At 46.5% G+C, this 16,895-nt stretch carries 17 protein-coding genes and 1 riboswitch; of the genes, 1 reads left to right on the plus strand and 16 read right to left on the minus strand.

Features of this window, described 5'->3' with window-relative positions:
* Positions 1-76 precede the first annotated feature (76 nt).
* From IPJ71_12020 to IPJ71_12095, 16 genes are all read right to left on the minus strand, one after another.
* Complete coding sequence (locus tag IPJ71_12020; GenBank protein MBK7844405.1) at positions 77-1,264, minus strand: hypothetical protein; 1,188 nt, start codon at positions 1,262-1,264, stop codon at positions 77-79.
* Entirely contained in the window at positions 1,228-1,899 is a 672-nt protein-coding gene (locus IPJ71_12025) for a hypothetical protein (GenBank protein MBK7844406.1), read from the minus strand. The genes IPJ71_12020 and IPJ71_12025 overlap by 37 nt, the downstream gene beginning before the upstream one ends.
* 17 nt (positions 1,900-1,916) lie before the next feature.
* Positions 1,917-2,264 carry a hypothetical protein gene (locus IPJ71_12030; GenBank protein ID MBK7844407.1) on the minus strand — a complete coding sequence of 116 codons (348 nt, stop codon included), beginning with the start codon at positions 2,262-2,264 and terminating at the stop codon, positions 1,917-1,919.
* Positions 2,265-2,924: a molybdenum cofactor guanylyltransferase gene (locus IPJ71_12035; GenBank protein ID MBK7844408.1), complete on the minus strand. Its 660-nt coding sequence runs from the start codon at positions 2,922-2,924 to the stop codon at positions 2,265-2,267.
* Positions 2,858-3,343, minus strand: coding sequence for a molybdenum cofactor biosynthesis protein MoaE (locus tag IPJ71_12040; protein ID MBK7844409.1), 486 nt, complete (start codon positions 3,341-3,343; stop codon positions 2,858-2,860). Before IPJ71_12040 ends, IPJ71_12035 begins: the two co-directional genes overlap by 67 nt.
* A 1-nt stretch (position 3,344) precedes the next feature.
* On the minus strand, positions 3,345-3,611 hold the full coding sequence (locus IPJ71_12045; GenBank protein ID MBK7844410.1) for a hypothetical protein: 267 nt from the start codon (positions 3,609-3,611) through the stop codon (positions 3,345-3,347).
* Positions 3,608-4,882, minus strand: a complete 1,275-nt coding sequence (locus IPJ71_12050; GenBank protein MBK7844411.1) for a molybdopterin molybdotransferase MoeA — start codon at positions 4,880-4,882, stop codon at positions 3,608-3,610. Before IPJ71_12050 ends, IPJ71_12045 begins: the two co-directional genes overlap by 4 nt.
* Before the next feature lies 1 nt (position 4,883).
* The gene (locus tag IPJ71_12055) at positions 4,884-6,041 is read right to left on the minus strand and encodes a putative sulfate/molybdate transporter (GenBank protein ID MBK7844412.1); all 1,158 of its coding nucleotides are present in this window, start codon (positions 6,039-6,041) and stop codon (positions 4,884-4,886) included.
* Positions 6,016-7,089 carry a bifunctional molybdenum cofactor biosynthesis protein MoaC/MoaB gene (locus tag IPJ71_12060; protein ID MBK7844413.1) on the minus strand — a complete coding sequence of 358 codons (1,074 nt, stop codon included), beginning with the start codon at positions 7,087-7,089 and terminating at the stop codon, positions 6,016-6,018. Before IPJ71_12060 ends, IPJ71_12055 begins: the two co-directional genes overlap by 26 nt.
* A complete protein-coding gene (gene moaA / locus IPJ71_12065) occupies positions 7,052-8,044 on the minus strand; it encodes a GTP 3',8-cyclase MoaA (protein ID MBK7844414.1) in 993 nt (330 codons plus the stop codon). The genes IPJ71_12060 and moaA overlap by 38 nt, the downstream gene beginning before the upstream one ends.
* A riboswitch (molybdenum cofactor riboswitch) is annotated at positions 8,032-8,174 on the minus strand. It overlaps the preceding gene by 13 nt.
* A 10-nt stretch (positions 8,175-8,184) precedes the next feature.
* Positions 8,185-8,880 carry a molecular chaperone TorD family protein gene (locus tag IPJ71_12070; protein ID MBK7844415.1) on the minus strand — a complete coding sequence of 232 codons (696 nt, stop codon included), beginning with the start codon at positions 8,878-8,880 and terminating at the stop codon, positions 8,185-8,187.
* 3 nt (positions 8,881-8,883) lie between these two features.
* Entirely contained in the window at positions 8,884-9,738 is an 855-nt protein-coding gene (locus IPJ71_12075; protein ID MBK7844416.1) for a hypothetical protein, read from the minus strand.
* Between the two features lie 23 nt (positions 9,739-9,761).
* Positions 9,762-10,892: a 4Fe-4S dicluster domain-containing protein gene (locus IPJ71_12080; GenBank protein MBK7844417.1), complete on the minus strand. Its 1,131-nt coding sequence runs from the start codon at positions 10,890-10,892 to the stop codon at positions 9,762-9,764.
* A 19-nt stretch (positions 10,893-10,911) separates the two neighbouring features.
* Positions 10,912-14,400 (minus strand): molybdopterin-dependent oxidoreductase, encoded by a 3,489-nt coding sequence (locus tag IPJ71_12085; protein MBK7844418.1) that lies wholly within the window; start codon positions 14,398-14,400, stop codon positions 10,912-10,914.
* Positions 14,381-14,785 (minus strand): hypothetical protein, encoded by a 405-nt coding sequence (locus IPJ71_12090; GenBank protein ID MBK7844419.1) that lies wholly within the window; start codon positions 14,783-14,785, stop codon positions 14,381-14,383. Before IPJ71_12090 ends, IPJ71_12085 begins: the two co-directional genes overlap by 20 nt.
* Positions 14,782-15,621, minus strand: a complete 840-nt coding sequence (locus IPJ71_12095) for a hypothetical protein (GenBank protein MBK7844420.1) — start codon at positions 15,619-15,621, stop codon at positions 14,782-14,784. Before IPJ71_12095 ends, IPJ71_12090 begins: the two co-directional genes overlap by 4 nt.
* 282 nt (positions 15,622-15,903) lie before the next feature.
* Between IPJ71_12095 and IPJ71_12100 the strand changes: the two genes are divergently transcribed.
* Positions 15,904-16,650: a transposase gene (locus IPJ71_12100; protein MBK7844421.1), complete on the plus strand. Its 747-nt coding sequence runs from the start codon at positions 15,904-15,906 to the stop codon at positions 16,648-16,650.
* The last annotated feature ends 245 nt before the right edge of the window (positions 16,651-16,895 follow it).

Genomic DNA, 16,895 nt, shown 5'->3' on the forward strand with positions numbered 1-16,895 from the left:
TCACTGAGTGCGTTCTGCCCTGACGGGCCAAGATCTTTTAAAACTGTCTGACGGATATATCTATTCATCTGAGGATCTATTCATCTGAGGTGCCCTTTTCCGATTCAACTTCAAGGCAAACCCGTTTGTTGTGACTCATTAATTCTTCCGTAAATTCGCTTAAGAAATCAACCCGGCTCTCCTTTGAAGTCGTAAATGGATTCATCAAGACAGCTCTGAGACACACCAACTTGTCGTCGTCAGCCTGGATCTGCTGGTTAACAAGAATCTTATCGATCAACTTCGTGTATGAAGATCTCTTCATCGTCGTTTTAGAGACAGAAAAACTTGGACTTACAACAAATTTTTCAAAAACACGAAGACTGCGATCATTTACAGTCGACAATTTTTCGCCCTTGCGACCGAGGCTAAAACAAACCAAATTCAAATCATGCGATGGCACGATGATGACTTCTTCCTTCAAACCTTCCAACAATTGCAAAAGGCGATTTCTCCCTCGAATTCCCTTCTCCAAAATCCGACCATACCCATCTGCATTTAACGGAAGTGTCCGATTGGCCATCCAGGTAGCTGCGGCCCCTGTCGCGGCCCGCGAACCCTCAATCGTGTAGGCCCATCGATTTGCCTTGTACCCCATTAAATAGGGAGCTGAAAATGATTTCACTTGATAGTGGTGTAAGTCCTTTGTCAAAATAGCGCCGCAGGCGTAAGGCACATAACCCAGTTTGTGAGGATCGATAGTGATGGAGTGAACTCGCCCAAGAGCAGAAATGGCTTTGCTTGTGCTCAAAGCTAGGCTCCGCCCTTGTTCCGATCCCTCTGACATCGTGGCAAAATATCCCCCATAGGCTGCATCAACATGATGCCATAAATCTAAACCCAGGCGATTTTTCAGATCGTCTAGAAAATCCTGAATTTGATCGACGGGATCTACAGCTCCAAGTTCAGTTGTGCCAAGCACGGAAACCACTCCGAGAAGGGGCTGTCCCTTTGAAATAGAAGAAGAAATGATTTCTCTGAGATCCGTGATGCTCATTCGTCCACCACTATCAAGTGGCACTTCAACGAGCGATGAAGCGCCGAGGCCCAACATCGATACTATTTTTGGCCAAGAAAAATGACGGTTGGCTGGGACGACAATCAAGGGTGTCTGAAAGGGCCTCTCTGTCACGCGAAGAAAGATTTCTTGAAACTTCCAGGGACCTTGTTCCAACAAGCTGTATTCACTCAAATCAACTGCCTGGCCCTCGCTCTGCGGCCACATTTTTCCAATTCACTCCATCCCAAAGACCAGGAATAACTTGAGGTATTTGGACCAAGCCGGCCTCGCTCCATCAGATACAAACCCAATGCCATGTTCCGATCTAAACGAAACAAAGCCCGCCACATCGATTCCAAATTTGCCAGGATCCCGCCAGAGGTAAAGTGTCCCTGACCTTGTTTGATATTAAATCCTACCATCTTAAGCAAGTCACCAATGGCTTCGGTTTCCAATTCGATTCCAATTTTCGAGGATTCCTTTGAGGTATTGTTTGCGTTGTGCAATAGAGCCGTCACATGACCCAATAGAGCTGGCATTGATGTTTCTGAAACCATATGTCCGAGATAACGGGGAGTAAATTTGGGAGTTTCTCCCTCCAACAAGTGAAACAATCGATCGACATAGACATCAATCTCTGACTGTGATTTTCGAAATTGACTCTCTCTCTGATCGTCCTTGGATATGACGGGACCATCCTCAGGAAACAAATCCTTTCTCCACTCTATCCAACGCGCCAAAATCTCTTGCCACTTTTTCTGAAACCAGGGTCCATTCTCGGCCTGAGCACCCAAAAAAAGCGCCTTGAACGCAATATCCCTTGGATCACACTTTTTCTTTAGAGGGCCTAAATCGGACATCGAATCCCCACTGATTTCTACAAAGACAATTTCTCTTTCTTGCGATTATCTTTTCGAGCTTCAAAGTAATCAACTTCAATTGAAACGCTGACCCCTGAAATCTTCTCGTGGATTCCGAGGGATAACTTATTTGATGATTGTATCGCTTTGGAAAGCTGTTGCACGTATATCTCTGGAATTCCCACCAAAATTTCTAGTCCATCGTTTTTCAGGCAAAGGGCCGGGGCAATTTCCAGCTTCAAGCAAAGCTTCACCTCGGAAGTAACAGGAAATTGAGCCACAAGCTTCTTTTCCAATGCAAAGTCCTGAAGTTCCTTTGGCATCAATCTCACTCGAAGGCCCTCTTCATCAAACCTCAAGTTCATTTATCCTCCCTGAAAACTCATCCAATCGTCTTTGTTGTTGATATTCACAAACGTGGTCTGCCAATCTAAGGGGATCGCGATTGATTTCATATTGATACAAGATTTCAAATTTTTAAAGGACCTTTGCCCCTCCTCTACTTCAGGTTCACAGAGAGAGGAAACAATCTGCCTTAATCCAGAATCAACTCGTAAAATTGCTGGGAGTTCGAAACCTTCAAACTGAAGACCGCAAGTCCGGTCCTTCGCCTGATCGATCATAAGCCTCTCCCATTCTCTCACCAAAACTGACAATAGATCTGTTTTGATCAAAGGCATGTCTACTGGAATAACAAGAATCCAAGTTTCTCCCTCGTCTCTTAGCCTCTCCAAGATTGAATAAAGCCCCCCCAAGGGTCCCAGCTCCGCAATTAAATCGGGACAGGAACCAGGCCCCAGAGAGCTCCCACTGATCAAAACTCTCTCAGTTCCAACGACTTCAGACAAGACTCTCTTCGACCGGTCCAAGAGCGTCTCTCCCTGCCACCTCAAATTTTTCTTATCTTGCCCCATACGTGAGGACTTGCCGCCGGCCAGAACAACGCCCCAACCCATCATCATCGAAGGTCTAGCGCTCGACTGTGTCCGTGGGTACGCTGGCACAAGGCGTGACCCTTCAACCATTCTGTTTCACCATTTTCATAAAATTCCTTTTTCCATATTGGAGCTCGGTGCTTGATATTCTCAATAACATAACGGGAAGCTTGATAAGACTCATCGCGGTGTCGCGAACTCACACCGATTCCAACACTGGTATCTCCGCAAAGCAATTTTCCCACACGATGCACAATATAAATACGAAGCTCGTCTCCCCACTTCAGGCGCGCCTCTCCCGCAATTTCCCGAAAAACCTGCTCAGCGAGTGGTTCAAATGCATCATAACTAACTGCAACGACATTTTTCCCACCGTTAAAATCCCGAACAGCACCAAAAAAGAAATTCATTCCCCCATGCTGAGGTGTCTTTACAAAGTGAAAGACTTCGCCTTCACAAATTGCCCCTTCTGTAATCTTACATAAAATAGGCTCAGACATCATTATCATTCTAGCCTCCACACACTGGAGGCAAAATCGCCAAAGTACAAGACTGAGTGATTTCATCCTGATCCTTTAGAATCTCTCTTTCATTAGCGAGCGCAGATTCAAAAACCAAGTCAGGCTCACCCAGATCAGGCTTTATTTTCTTCAGGTGCCCGGCAATGATCTGCTTCAATGCCAAAACACTACATTTTGATAACAGCTCTATGTTGATGATCGGCTGATCACTGTATTTTCGAAAAAATCCAAATAATCGAAGATCGATCGAGATCATGACAAGATTCCCTTCCTAAATGAATAATCCAGCGAAAAAATTTGTACCCGAGTCCCACCCAAAAGTGAAGACCCTTCCTCAGGAAGCACCACCCAGCAGTTAGCAGAAAGGAGACTACTCACAACGTAAGAGGCTTGCCCTTCCAAAATCTCTACCTGAATTTTGTTATCAGAAGTAAGGTAAGCACGCCCCTTGTAAAAACATCTCAATCCCTCTGGCTTTTTTGCATCCCTCTCTAAGCTTGCTTCCACTCCTCTGTCCATACCCAATCCAAGACGAGCACGAAGATAAGGCGCAACAAAAAAGCGAAAACCCACAACTGTAGAAACTGGATTTCCGGGCAATCCAAAGAATGCTGCCTTCTCGTCTGGAAATTCAGCAAAGCATATCGGCTTTCCGGGTCGAATCGCAGCCTTGTGAAAATGAACTCTTGCCCCCACTTCTCTGAGCGCTTCGACCACAAAATCATGTTTACCCTTTGAAACGGCTCCCGTGCTGAGAAATAAGTCTACACCCTCCTGCAGACCCTGTCTCAATAGGGACTTGAATGTTTCAGGTTCATCATCGGCCACAATTCCCAGGTCCATCCCTTCACAACCCAATTCCTTCAATGCCTCCATGAGCAAAGGACCGGATGAATTCCATATTTGAGCAGAATTTGTGCGCTCCTGGCCAATCTCTATCAATTCTTTGCCCGTCGCCAGAACTGCGACCTTGAGGGGTTTCCTTGTCCAAACTTTATCTATGCCCAAACTGGAAAAGGCCATGAGATGATGGGCACCGATGAATTCTCCTTTTTGAGCGATCTTGCCGCCCGCTCGAAAATCACTCCCCTGCAAACGAATATTTTCCAAGTGACGGATCGGCCTTTGGAGAACAATTTCCTTTTCGCCGTTTCTGACAAGAACCTCAACATCCTCAATTCTCACCACACAATCAAATTTCCCTTTAGGCAAAGGCGCCCCAGTCATGATTTCAATAGATGCCATTTGATCAATTTGAGAATTTAGTTCGAGGACATCTCCTGCCGCTAAAAAAGTGGATACGGGAAAGCGAAGAGGATTGCTCTTGGAGGCCCCCTGAGTCTCCTTTGAGGCTAAGGCAAATCCATCCATTGCAGAATTATCAAAAAGTGGCACATCTTCAAATCCCACTACCTCCCGACTCAAAACTCTCCCCGCGGCCAATCGAAGTGAGCACTCATCCTCCTCTGAGGGAGATTGAAATGCAATTTCCTCTAAAACAGCGACGGCTTCATTGTAAGGTATCATTCTATTTCCAATTCTGTTGGGAAGGCGATTTCTCTCCGAAAAATCCTAAAATGAACTCTACTGCTTCCAAAAATAGAGCTCCCACCAAGACCCATAATAAATTTTGTGTAAAGAACGCTAAAAAAAAGGCAAGGCCAAGTCGCAAACGACCCGAATTGACTAATGCCGTCTCACGAACCAGTGAAAAATGATGAACCCCAGTTGCAAACAACAAAGAAGCTACCAAAACCACCGGGACCTCAAGATTTGCAGATCCCAAGACCCAGGATTGGGCCGCAAGCAGAAGCAAAAAACCACCGATCACTAAGTTAGACCACCACTTGGATGAGCCTCCCTTCACGTGCGCCGTCAATCCTCCGCTTCCGTGACAAAAGGGAAGCCCCCCAACTGCCGCGACAAGAATATTTCCAATCCCAATAAAACCAAGCAGTGAGTGCAGGGTCACTCGGCCTGAACTCTGAGGAAAATAAACTTTTGCAGCAGCCCTGGTTCCAAGAACGGAGTTCATAAATGTTAAGGCAACTTGCGGAAGTACCAATCCTAAAACAATCAAGGGACGCAGCTCATCCGTATTTTTTTGCAAACTCACATTCAAGGAATTACCATGAATAATACTGTGTGCCCCCACATAGACCATGCCTGCCACAGCAAAAAGACCCATCAACGGAAGCCCTCTCCATTCGGGCAAGAACAAAAAAAGCGCGCCCAAAACAAATGCGCAAACCACAACAAATTCAGTTCCGGATCCCAAGGTTCTCCAAGCCTGGATCAAGAGCAGGACTCCAAGCCCCAGCTGAACCTGATGAACGATCCGAATGGGCACACGCTCCATAAGGAAATCAAAGTGACACAAGTTAAGCAAAAGGCAAATGATGCCCAAGAAAGCTGCACTCACCCTTATCTCTGAGCCCGTGGCACCCACTGCGAGTGCCGCAATCGCTATGGATTTGAGGGGTTGAACTGGCATCGGAATGCGAAAAAAATATCCCGCAAAAATGTAAGTCAAGCCTGCGCTCAAGAAAAGCATGAAAGGGGAGAGAGTTCCCTTCGCTCCCAAGAGCACAAGCAAAGGAAAGAGGACGGCCGAATCCGCAAAGGAGCCAAAAATATTACGAGTCACTAAATTTCGAAAATTAAATTGTCCGGTTCTCTCGAACATGATCTCCACCTTTTTGAATGTGAATCATATGCGCCAAAAGTGGAGCGAGAGCATCCAATCCCTCTCGAACGGCTTTTGGACTTCCTGGAAGAGCGATGACAATTGAATCTCGAATTTGTAAACCCAGCGAGCGACTCATCCAAGACATGACAGTCTTCAGAGAGCCCGATGAGCGCAACAATTCTCCCACTCCAGAAATCTCTCTACCCCGAAAACGATCCTTCAATCGAAGCAAAGCATCAGGAGTCACATCTCTCGGCGCGAGCCCCGTTCCTCCACTGCTGATAATCAATTCAGGACGTTCATTTATCATCCAATTCTCAATGATCGCTTCAATTTCACCGACATCATCTGGAACGATCGAGCAATCCAAAATTTCTGCTCCTCTTGTGCCAAACCAATCCTGCATCGCTGGACCAGACTTGTCCTCGGCTTCTCCCCGTGAGCAACGATCACTGACTGTCAGTAAACACACACTCAATTGACCAAGATCTTGAGAGGGAGAGGAGAGTGAAGTGGGAGGAATAACTGCGGTCGATTGGGAAATCTCAGGTATGTCCCGGGACTGATTGCGATGAGGGTTTTCCCACAATCCCGATTTTCCTCCTTCCTTTAATTCCAATTGAATATTCCCGATACGAAGGACGGGATCAATGACTTTGGTTAAATCATAAATACATAAGAGCGCCGTACTCACACCCGTGAGCGCCTCCATCTCCACACCCGTTTTTCCCGTGGTAATGGCCTCACAAAAAACAGTGATCGAGTCCTCTTTAAGCTCAGTCCAAACCCGAACGGAATGAAGTGGCAAAGGATGGCAAAGCGGCAAAAGAGAGGAGGTATTTTTTGCTGCCTGAATGCCCGCGACCTCAGCCAAGGCGATGGCATCTCCCTTTGGAATTTTCCTTTCAACAATTTGTCGAATGGTTTCTTTGCACGCAAAAAAATGGCCACTCGCCAGCGCACGTCGACGAGTATCCACTTTCTGTCCCACATCAATCATTTTGAAATTAGCCACCAATTGAGGCGAGGTTCCATGTATTTCCATATTTTCCCTGCTCTAAAAAATGAGAAGAAGGTTTCTTTTGAATCACGGACCTCACTGCCTCTGCCACAAGATTTGCAGAGCCGTCTTGATTCAAGTAGGGCCGAAGTGAATAATCACTTTCGCCGAAAAGACACAATCGCAAACCCCCGCGGGACGAGACCCGCAGTCGATTGCAAGTATTGCAAAAATCCTTAGAGTAAGGAGCGATCAAACCAATGCGACCCAGATAATCTGGATGACAAAATTCAACAGCAGGTCCCGCCAAACTCCTGCGCTCGACGGCTTTCCAGCCACTTTGGTCCAAGATCAACTGCAGCTCCGATCCGCTAAAATGCCTTTTCTCAAACAATTCAAGATTGCGACCTGTGCGCATCAGCTCAATGAATCGAACAGAAATGGGTCTCGTCCTGACCCATTCAATAAAAGCCGAAATATCCAACTCGGTAATTCCCCGAAGCATCACCGCGTTGACTTTGATCGAATCATATCCGCTCTCAAGAGCTGACTCGATTCCTTTCATCACTGAATCAAAACGCCCACTGCCCGTCACCGCTCTGAAACGAAGTGGATCCAAGCTATCAAGACTCACATTTAGCGCATTGACCCCAGCCTCACGAAGCGGTCGCGCCAGTTTGTCAAGATTGTGACCATTCGTGGAGAGAGCCAAAATTTTTAAATTGGACAGATCAGAAACAGCAGACACGATTTCGATAAGGTCTTTTCGAAGAGTTGGTTCGCCACCCGTCAGGCGGATTTTTTCAAAACCCAAGAGATTAAAACCTTCACAGAGATTTCGAATCTCTCTGACTGTCATCTCATCTTCGCGAATCTCATGGGACTTCTGGTATCCATCAGGCAAACAATATGTGCAGCGAAAATTACATATGTCCGTGACCGAAAGTCGCAAATACCGAAACTGTCTAGAAAATGAATCCGTTACCCGTAACTTTTCCATATCCCCTTTCCAAACAAGGGAGGCCTAAAGGTTTCCCACTTAGACCCCGGTCCGATTCTGTTGCTTCGGACGATTCAGCCACCCTGCCAAATGATCGGTTTAGGTGAAAGAATTCGGAGAACTCGTTATTCTATTTTGCTCTACTTAGCACAGCCCGCTTCAACTCCGCAAGTCACTTCGGCGTCACCCTGCTCCCCTTCAATCCAAGTCGCCTTCTCTGGGGAAACTCCAAGGTCCGAGCATTCGGTCCGCAGCAATTGATCACAAAATCGAAAAATCTCTCCGTATGTTTCGCTCTCGCTAACGCCGGGTCGCTCCAAAATCGAGGGAACAAACCTGCCCACATGATCACGCAAAAACTTCTTGCGAGCCGAAGAAACAATTTCGACTCCTTCGCTGTCGCCAATTTCCTCAAGACTACTTTGCTTCATGAGTAGGAGAGCGTAGAACTCCAGCTCCACAGAAATATGATCAGCCATTTCTCTCAGACAGTCTTCACCACCCAACTCAAATCCAAAGGCATGGTAAAAGCCAGATATGGCCGCCAACTCATTGGCCTTAAAAAGAGCTCGCTGTCTCCCATACTCAGTCTCATAAAGAGGTGCAATGCCTCGACCACTATCAAACAGGGCCAAATACTCCGAACGAAGATCATCTATTTTCTCCTCGCTCTGCATAATATCACATACTCGCTGTCGCAAGAGACTTGTTACAATCTCAGGCTCTTGATCCAAAACAAGCCCAACATCCTGAGCAAAGCCGTCGTCTGGATAAGAGGTCAATAAAGAGGCGAGAACAAACTCGGATATTCTCAATGTGTTTTCATTGTTATTCATTTTCTATTTCTCAATCCTTAGAGGAGTCCATGACATGGTGACAGACTTTCTCGACCCGACTTCACCGTGACCACCCTCCCAAACAGCAAAAGCGACATTGCTGTCGCTTCCAGCACTTAGTTTCGAGCCAACCTCAGCTGTCATTTGCCTTCCGAGCACCAGCGTCCATTCTCCATTTTTCCACTCACCCTTCGCATAGGAATGCGGGCTTTCGATCACGGCGCTCGTACCAAACCCCTCAGCAAAGATCTCATCGACCGAATTTTTTCTGTAAGACTGAGGATTTCCAGCTGCCCGACCGTACGAAAACTGTTCTCGCTTTGCATCGGTAACATCTTTGAGAGATCCCATGTCTTTAAACTCCATGGGATAAATATCAACATTCATGTTGGGATAAATGTCTTTCATCTCTTTCTTTCCATGCTCTTGATCATACTGATACTGAGCACGCCAATGAAAAATATGAACTGGGTTGTCCTTGGTTCCCATAAAAATCGGCGGTGGAGGCCCCTCATTGCCGGGAAACTGAATGGCGAGACCATCAGAAAACTCCATTGTCTTTCCCCCCTCGTCTCGCTGTTTGTCTGCCCAACGCAAGCGAAAAGAAATCCATTTCCCATCATGAATGGCCTGAACCCTCAGCGATGGAGTGCTTGTTGTCTTTGGTCTCGGAGCAACCATAGGCTGAGCCATCAAGGACACTTCCTCTTGTTTTGCATCCTTCCAAATGGAATCGTCCTGAAAAATTTTTGACAGATCTGTCTTCACGTTTTTTACCAAAATATCTGCTCCGGAAGATCCAACAAAGAAACCACAACACATAGTAAATGCAATCGCTCTCACCATAGATTTTTTCATTCCATTCACCTTTCGTCTTCGACCTAAGGAGTATTTCCTCGAATTAATCCCCTAGCTTCATCAAACGCCGGACGCTCAATTAAAGCCTCATTAACTGGAACGCTCACAATCTTATCGCCTTTCTCGTCATAACCGGTCGCCCATCCTTTTACGACGTCAAAGCGATGAAGTATGCGATCACTGCTACCCATCAGCACCAAAAGCCCTTGAGCAACAGGATCTTCTCTCAAGGACTGATAGTTGTTAATTGCCGTTTCTACATTTGGTCCAAACATTTGAGTTAAATAATTTCGATCGGCGTGAATGGGCGGAATATAGTAAATATTTGGTTCAAGTCCCAACTGAGGGTAATACGGCAAAGCGATGCCCTTCTTATGAACCAAATAATCGACCGGGTTATCGTCTCGAGCTTTCCAAGGAGGATTTATAAAACCCATAATCCGAATTTTACCAATGCAATTTTGCACACACATCGGTTGATAACCTTGCTCAACAGCAGGATAACAGCCAACGCACTTTTCACTGACCCGCGTGTAGGTGTTGTACATTGACTTCTTGTAAGGGCAGGCCCTCACGCATTCGCCGTAGCCTTTGCATCTGGACTGATCGATAAGCACAATGCCATCTTCTTCCCGCTTGTAAATCGCTTTTCTGGGACAGGCCGCCAAACAAGCCGGATAGGTACAATGAGCACAGGTCCGGGGGAGATAAAAGAACCATTTGTTGTGAGGCATTGAAATATGATCCCCGCCGACAACTGTTCCAGCGCAATCATCTTCGCCCATATTCGGATACATCCAATCTTCATCCTTTGGGGCAAAGTGAGCGGCGACTTCTTCAGGTTGTGCCGCCTCAAAAATAGTCTTTCCGTAGTAGGGTTCTTTCTTTTTCCATTCCTGTTGCCCGAGCTGCTCTAAAACCCGAACATCCCATGCCAATGGATAGGACCCGTAAGGCTTTGTCTCCACGTTGTTCCAAAACATATATTCCTGACCCTTGCCGCTCGTCCAGGTTGTCTTGCAAGCGAGGGAACAAGTCTGACAGGCAATACATTTGTTCAAGTCGAAAACGATGGACCACTGACGCTTTGGACGGTGTTCCTCGTAAGGATATTCCATTTCTCGATTAATTTGCCAGTTCTTCACCTTTGCCATGATTATCTCCCACTCTTACTTATGATTTTTTCTTAAGAAATTTTCCTTTGAGATACTCTGTCATCGCCTTATTTTCATAAGTCGGTCGAAAGCCCAGTGCAACGGGACGCCACTTGCCTTTTCCGTCCATCCCTCCACTCTCCGCCTTTGTGATCTTTACAAAGGACTCGCGAGGCGCTCCAACAGGACAATGAATGTCCGAGGCAAATCCCTTTTCAATCTGCTGTCCAAACATTCCTTTGTGCACAAGAGTATCTGTCATCAATGTGGGTCTCAGCCAAGCTCGCGTTGCACTCTGGTGACTTCCATAACGATACATAGACTGGTAATTGGTCTCTTCGCTTTTTGCGAGACCATCTTTGCGGCTTTCATGAGCTTTAACAGTCGAGAAAGTCGAACCGTACATGTTGTGCCAAGTGCGTGCCACACCTGGAGGAGTCCCTGGATAATAGCGAGCACGCACCATCAGTCGTGCAACCTTGTACTCCTCCGTTCCCTTCTTAGCCCCCCGGAAGGGACGATCTTCCGGATCGGCATCGATGTAGACGTAGTCACCATCATCAATTCCCAATTTCCTCGCATCGCGAGGATTGATATCTACGTAACCCTCCACGACCGATGGCATGCGTTTGTCACGACGATAGACATCTCCAAACGGTCCAAACCACACCGAGGTGAAATCCGTATCGACAGCGGTGGTATGCGCGCCATGACGGTATTTCGGCGTGTGATACACGTGAGTGTACATTTTTAATTTTAAGGGATGTTTTGATTTTACTAACTGCTCTCCCGTCATCTGCACATTTCTGACTTGTCGACTTTCAACGGAGAGATCACTGCGCTTTAAACCATACTGTTCTGGTCCCTTTGGACGAATGCCTTCGTGCCGCTGTCCCACAATGACGTTTGGCTCATAGTGCGTAGAATCTATCGGCTCTCGGTAAACGACAATATTTTCTCCATGCTCAATGAATTCAGGCTCGGGTCGATAAAACTCGAGACGGCCAGATTTGGTATGCCACGGAACCTCAGACCTCGCTTGCTCGTAGGAAGAAACCCGAGGATATGTTCGATTGTTCATCAAGGCTGGAATCCCCTCTTTTGCCTTGGCCTCAAGATCCTTGAATTTATATCCACTCAAAGTAAAAGAGCCATCCACAATTCGTTGCAAATATTCCTCAACCTTTCCTTCAAGGACAAATTTCCACATTTGCTCCATGCGAGGCTCACCGACCAACTTGCCGAGAGCTTTAGAAACATTGGCAACAATGTTGACGTCGCTCTCCGTATCAAAAATGCGTGGGAGCGGCGTTCGTGGGAAAACCTGCACGAAAGGATTGGTGCAAGAAGCCGTCAAATCTGGCTGCTTGAACTCTGCCCAACTGTCGCAGGCGAACACAAGATCCGAATATTCACAAGACCCCGTCCACCACCAATCTGCATAACAAATGAATTCAACTTTAGGTAGGGTGTTGTTCACAACATCGAAATGCCATTTTATATTTCCAATCACTGAATTGGAATTATTCAGCCACATCGCCTTCGTTGGAGCAGGGGTGTGCCCCTCCCCTGTGAAAAGCTTATTGCCTTTTCTTAGGGGCTGATTTTTGTAGTTGAAGTAATGAAGAGACTCATAATGAAATGTCTTCTTTAGGGGAACCTTTTCGCCCGCCTTCAACTGAGGATTAAAGGGATCCTCAAGAACATAGATAGGCTCCCCGCCAATGAGAGCAACTCGATAGTTACCCGCATAACTGCCAACATTTCCTCCGGGAAAGCCAACATTGCGAGTGAGAGCGGCTACCAGAAAGATAGCCCTGTCCTTTAAATCGGCATTAAAAAATTGATTTGGTCCCATACCACAGGCAAAGAGAGTCTGTTCTTTATTCTTGGCGATATCCACTGCAAGCGAAACAATGGCCTTGGCTGGCGCCCCTGTTACGATCGAAGTCTTTTCAGGAGTGAAATTCTTGTTGAGATACTCAACTGTCATCCCGAATACAGTCCTGACTTTAACCTTTTTGCCATCTGTGAGAGTCACCATGTTCTGGTAAGTCAGATCAGGATCGAGACCCAATTCCAAAAAGTTCTTTCCAAACTCATCCCGCGTGATCGCGTGAAATTCCTTTTTCTTCTTGTCAAAAACAACATGAGGTCGGAATTCACCGCGCATGGCATCAGGAGCCATCTGTTCTTTTTGCAACAATCCACTGGGAGCCTTTTCTCCCTGCTTTAAGAACCTCAGCGATTTCAATTCAGGCGCTTTGTATCCAGGCAGGACTTCCTCTGGGCGCAGGGGCTGGAGGTTATCCATACGCACAAGAAAGGGCAAATCCGTGCTTCCACGGACGAAATCTGGATCGTATAAGTTCTTAGCAACAATCACTTGAGCAAGCCCCAAAGCAAAGGCGGGATCACTTCCTGGCCTTATAATGACGGCCTCATCTGCCTTTGTCGCAGTTGCACTGTATTCGACTGTTACAGCAACCACTTTGGTTCCCTTCAAACGAGCTTCCGTTAACCAATGCGAATCGGGCATTTTGGTTGTAATCCAATTCATTCCCCAGACTAAGATGAGCCTCGCATGCTCAGTTGCCGAGAGATCAAAGTCGTTTGTTTGAGCCCCCGTCACCATCGGGTGCCCAGGAGGAAGATCCGTGTGCCAACTGTAACTGTCCCAGCCCCTGGCGCCAACCGCCTTATCTGGACCCACCCCGCGAATTTTTGCATCTAAAAGCGCCAACATATTTGCGAAGCGATAAAGACCAAAAATTCGTGTTGCACCGAGAAGGGCCATTCCTCCCCGCACCTTGATCGTTTCAACTCCGGCACCGTGAATCGCATGGACCATGGACTCATCATAGCCCTGCTTATTCAAAAAATCTGAACCCGAATCCCCTGAATAAGTGCGGGCAATATTATCAAAAGCTCGTGCCGCAATTTCATATGCTTGATCCCATTTGAGTCTGAGCCACTTGTCTTTGCCTCGCTGAAAATACTTCGCATCTGGCTTGCCTGTGATTGGATCCCGAGGAAATCCCGCATCAACCCACTCTTTAAATCCACGACGAATCATCGGGGCCTTGACACGACGATCACCGTAAAATCGACGCGCCAAAGAAAGTCCCTTTTGGCAGATCCGCGGATCCCATCGATGCGAAGCCTTATTCCCATACAAATCTGTCGCCTCACCATACTTATAAGTGGGACCCACCCGCACAGCGACGCCATTATTCACAAAAACTTTCAACAGACAATTGTGGGTATCGTTTGGAGCGCATAAAAAGGTAAAAGTCGAATCGTGAGAAAAAACATTGCGATAAACAGATTCCCAATTTCGATCAGGATATTGCCGCAGGGGATTCTCAATACTTGTTGGTTTAAAATAGCGAATGGGAGCCCCTAAAACTCTGTTTGAGGCAGCCAACAAACCTGTTGCTGCGACCCCTTTAAAAAGCTTCTTCGACCAATTCCGCTCTTTTGTTCGCTCATGCTCGTTCTCCTTGATAGTCGTTCTTCATTTTTTCTCCCATCATTTCTCCCGTCATTTCTCCCGTCAAAAGAGAAAAGAGAGAACCGCGAGGACAAAACTGATCCAAATTCACCGATAATTTTCCATTTTTTTCCAGAAACAATGCCACAAATTTGCTCTCTCGTTGTTGCAAAAACTCTGCACTCAGCCCATATTCCGTGGATCTAATTGTCAAAAATCCGTCTCGACAGAGAAACTCACGCTCAAGGCCTAAGGGAAATTCAGAAACGGAACCCACACAAAAAATATTTTCTTTGGCCTCAGAATTAATCACGCCATCTTTTGACTTGCCAAACTCAGATACAATTCCTGTTAGACTTTTTAGACTTTGAAAAAAACCTCGGCGCGATAAGCTCTTCAATTGGCATCCCCAATCACCGCGAGCGGTGCACTGTCACGAACCTTAATCTCTGGAAAAAATTTCTGCACTTCAGCTTTCAATACACCGTGCATAAGGCCACCGCCTGCACCACACAAAGACTTTGCTCCCGCGGCTTCCAACCGGTAATAAAGAACCCCTTCCGAGTAGCCATCCCATTTTACTGTTATCTGCTTTTCTGAGAAGTTCCTGGCAATGACTTCAAGACCCTGAGCAAAGGATTCCGGAATGACGCCCCGATGCTGACCCTGCTGCGGTCCCATGCCAGAATCTTCAAAAAGAATATCCGCACAGTCGCCGTCACCATGACCTAAACTCCGGTGACGGGCCAACCTGGCTTCATCACTGGCACCCATAATAAATCCGTCCAAGGCCTCTCTCCAAAAATCACAGCCAAAGGATCCTAGAAGCCTTTCATCAGCGCAACCGGGCCTGAGACTCACATACGCCTCTTTGTGTCTCTCCCATTTTCCTAGATAACAGGGCGAGCCCGACAATGGCAAAATTTCGGCCAAGTCTTGAATTTCAAGACTGATTCCAAAATAGCGAGAGAATCCTACTCCGAGCTTTCGACTAAAATCAAAAACGGCTCTCAAGATCAATTCCTTTTTCTCAGCTTTCACTCGCATCAAAAGCAGGTTCTCTTCGTCTAAATCAAAATCTAAGTTTTCATCTGAGCATGGATGCTGACAACCTAGTACCGACTTTAAGGCGGCTACTCGCGCCGAAGTCCATCGAGATTTAAAGTCCTCAATATTAAATCGAGAGTCGGAAAAAAGAGAAACGGTACCTGTTAGCTTTTTCTCTGAAGTGATCATTTTCGGGGACGCTATCAAAGAAATTATGATTGATACAGAAGAAAATATCATGCAGGAAGAAAATCGAATACGTCCAAAAAAGACTTATTAATCACAAACTGGCCCATTAGAATGTTGGTTCGAAGGAACTAAATCCTACCAGTTGGCGAGGTATTTGCCTCTCCCTTCTGCTATGAAGCGAATTTGCCCCCATTGTTCATTGACGCATGATCGGCATCCGAAGTTCGGGTCCTTTTTCAGAAAATCGGATGGGCGCCAACTCAAGAGATTTCGTTGCAAGCAATGTCGACGCACGTTTTCAGAAGCCACAAGACAAAAGTGCTATCGACAAAAAAGCGCCGTCTCAACCCACGAATCTTTGAACTTCTCTGCTCGGGAGTCTCACAAAGAAGGGTGGCTAAGCTCTTGAAAATCAGTCGAACCACTGTCGTTCGAAAGTTTCTCTTTCTTGCCCACTGCTCGAGAATAAGAAATCAGAAGAATTTTGATCAACTCGAGCCTCTCACTGAGATTCAGTTTGATGATCTTGAAACGATCGAGCACACAAAATGCAAACCCCTTTCGGTAACCATGATCGTGAACCGCGCCGACCGGCAGATCATTGACTTTTGTGTGAGTCGAATGCCGGCCAAGGGACTTATTGCTGAGATTTCTCGCAAAAAATACGGGCATCGCCCTGACGAAAGAGGACCGGCAAGAGAGGAGCTATTCAAAAATATTTCATCTAAGATCGCTACAAACGCAATCATTCACTCTGATGAAAATCCTCACTACCCACCATCAATATCGAAGTGGTTTCCTCAGGCCACTCACAAGGCTCACAAAGGAAAAAGGGGCTGCGTGGCCGGCCAAGGTGAGCTCAAAAAGATTGGATTTGATCCTTTATTTTCTCTTAATCACACCTACGCCATGCTCAGAGCTAATATCAATCGCCTCATCCGCAAAACCTGGTGTACAACAAAGGATCCCAAGAGGCTTAAGGATCATATAGACCTTTATGTGGATTTTCATAACCATCAGATCATCTGACAGTGAAAGCTTCCAAAAGAAAATCTAAATTTTTAATACTCCGCCAACTCGCAAGCCTTCTTTGAATTTGTTGTATCCAAGGGCGTCTGACCCAAGACACGCGGAGCTTGCTGACCTAAATCTCAGGAGTTCAGTATCTTCAAACATGCGTCCGGCAGCAGCGCTCCCGTTGTGAGCCCTGCACCAAGCCGAACTCGATCCCGAACTCCTGAGATTTAGGTCAGCAAGGTACCCTTGGAGTTTGG

It is taken from the genome of Bdellovibrionales bacterium, from assembly GCA_016714165.1.
In the GTDB taxonomy this organism is placed as follows: Bacteria; Bdellovibrionota; Bdellovibrionia; order Bdellovibrionales; family UBA1609; genus JADJVA01.

Coding starts and splice junctions, on each gene's coding strand:
- IPJ71_12045 (MBK7844410.1), bottom strand. CDS start 3,611: ATGATCTCGATCGATCTTCGATTATTTGGATTTTTTCGAAAATACAGT.
- IPJ71_12095 (MBK7844420.1), bottom strand. CDS start 15,621: ATGATCACTTCAGAGAAAAAGCTAACAGGTACCGTTTCTCTTTTTTCC.
- IPJ71_12055 (MBK7844412.1), bottom strand. CDS start 6,041: ATGTTCGAGAGAACCGGACAATTTAATTTTCGAAATTTAGTGACTCGT.
- IPJ71_12050 (MBK7844411.1), bottom strand. CDS start 4,882: ATGATACCTTACAATGAAGCCGTCGCTGTTTTAGAGGAAATTGCATTT.
- IPJ71_12020 (MBK7844405.1), bottom strand. CDS start 1,264: ATGTGGCCGCAGAGCGAGGGCCAGGCAGTTGATTTGAGTGAATACAGC.
- IPJ71_12070 (MBK7844415.1), bottom strand. CDS start 8,880: ATGAATAACAATGAAAACACATTGAGAATATCCGAGTTTGTTCTCGCC.
- IPJ71_12030 (MBK7844407.1), bottom strand. CDS start 2,264: ATGAACTTGAGGTTTGATGAAGAGGGCCTTCGAGTGAGATTGATGCCA.
- moaA (MBK7844414.1), bottom strand. CDS start 8,044: ATGGAAAAGTTACGGGTAACGGATTCATTTTCTAGACAGTTTCGGTAT.
- IPJ71_12075 (MBK7844416.1), bottom strand. CDS start 9,738: ATGAAAAAATCTATGGTGAGAGCGATTGCATTTACTATGTGTTGTGGT.
- IPJ71_12080 (MBK7844417.1), bottom strand. CDS start 10,892: ATGGCAAAGGTGAAGAACTGGCAAATTAATCGAGAAATGGAATATCCT.
- IPJ71_12060 (MBK7844413.1), bottom strand. CDS start 7,089: ATGGAAATACATGGAACCTCGCCTCAATTGGTGGCTAATTTCAAAATG.
- IPJ71_12025 (MBK7844406.1), bottom strand. CDS start 1,899: ATGTCCGATTTAGGCCCTCTAAAGAAAAAGTGTGATCCAAGGGATATT.
- IPJ71_12100 (MBK7844421.1), top strand. CDS start 15,904: ATGTCGACGCACGTTTTCAGAAGCCACAAGACAAAAGTGCTATCGACA.
- IPJ71_12035 (MBK7844408.1), bottom strand. CDS start 2,924: ATGGTTGAAGGGTCACGCCTTGTGCCAGCGTACCCACGGACACAGTCG.
- IPJ71_12040 (MBK7844409.1), bottom strand. CDS start 3,343: ATGATAATGATGTCTGAGCCTATTTTATGTAAGATTACAGAAGGGGCA.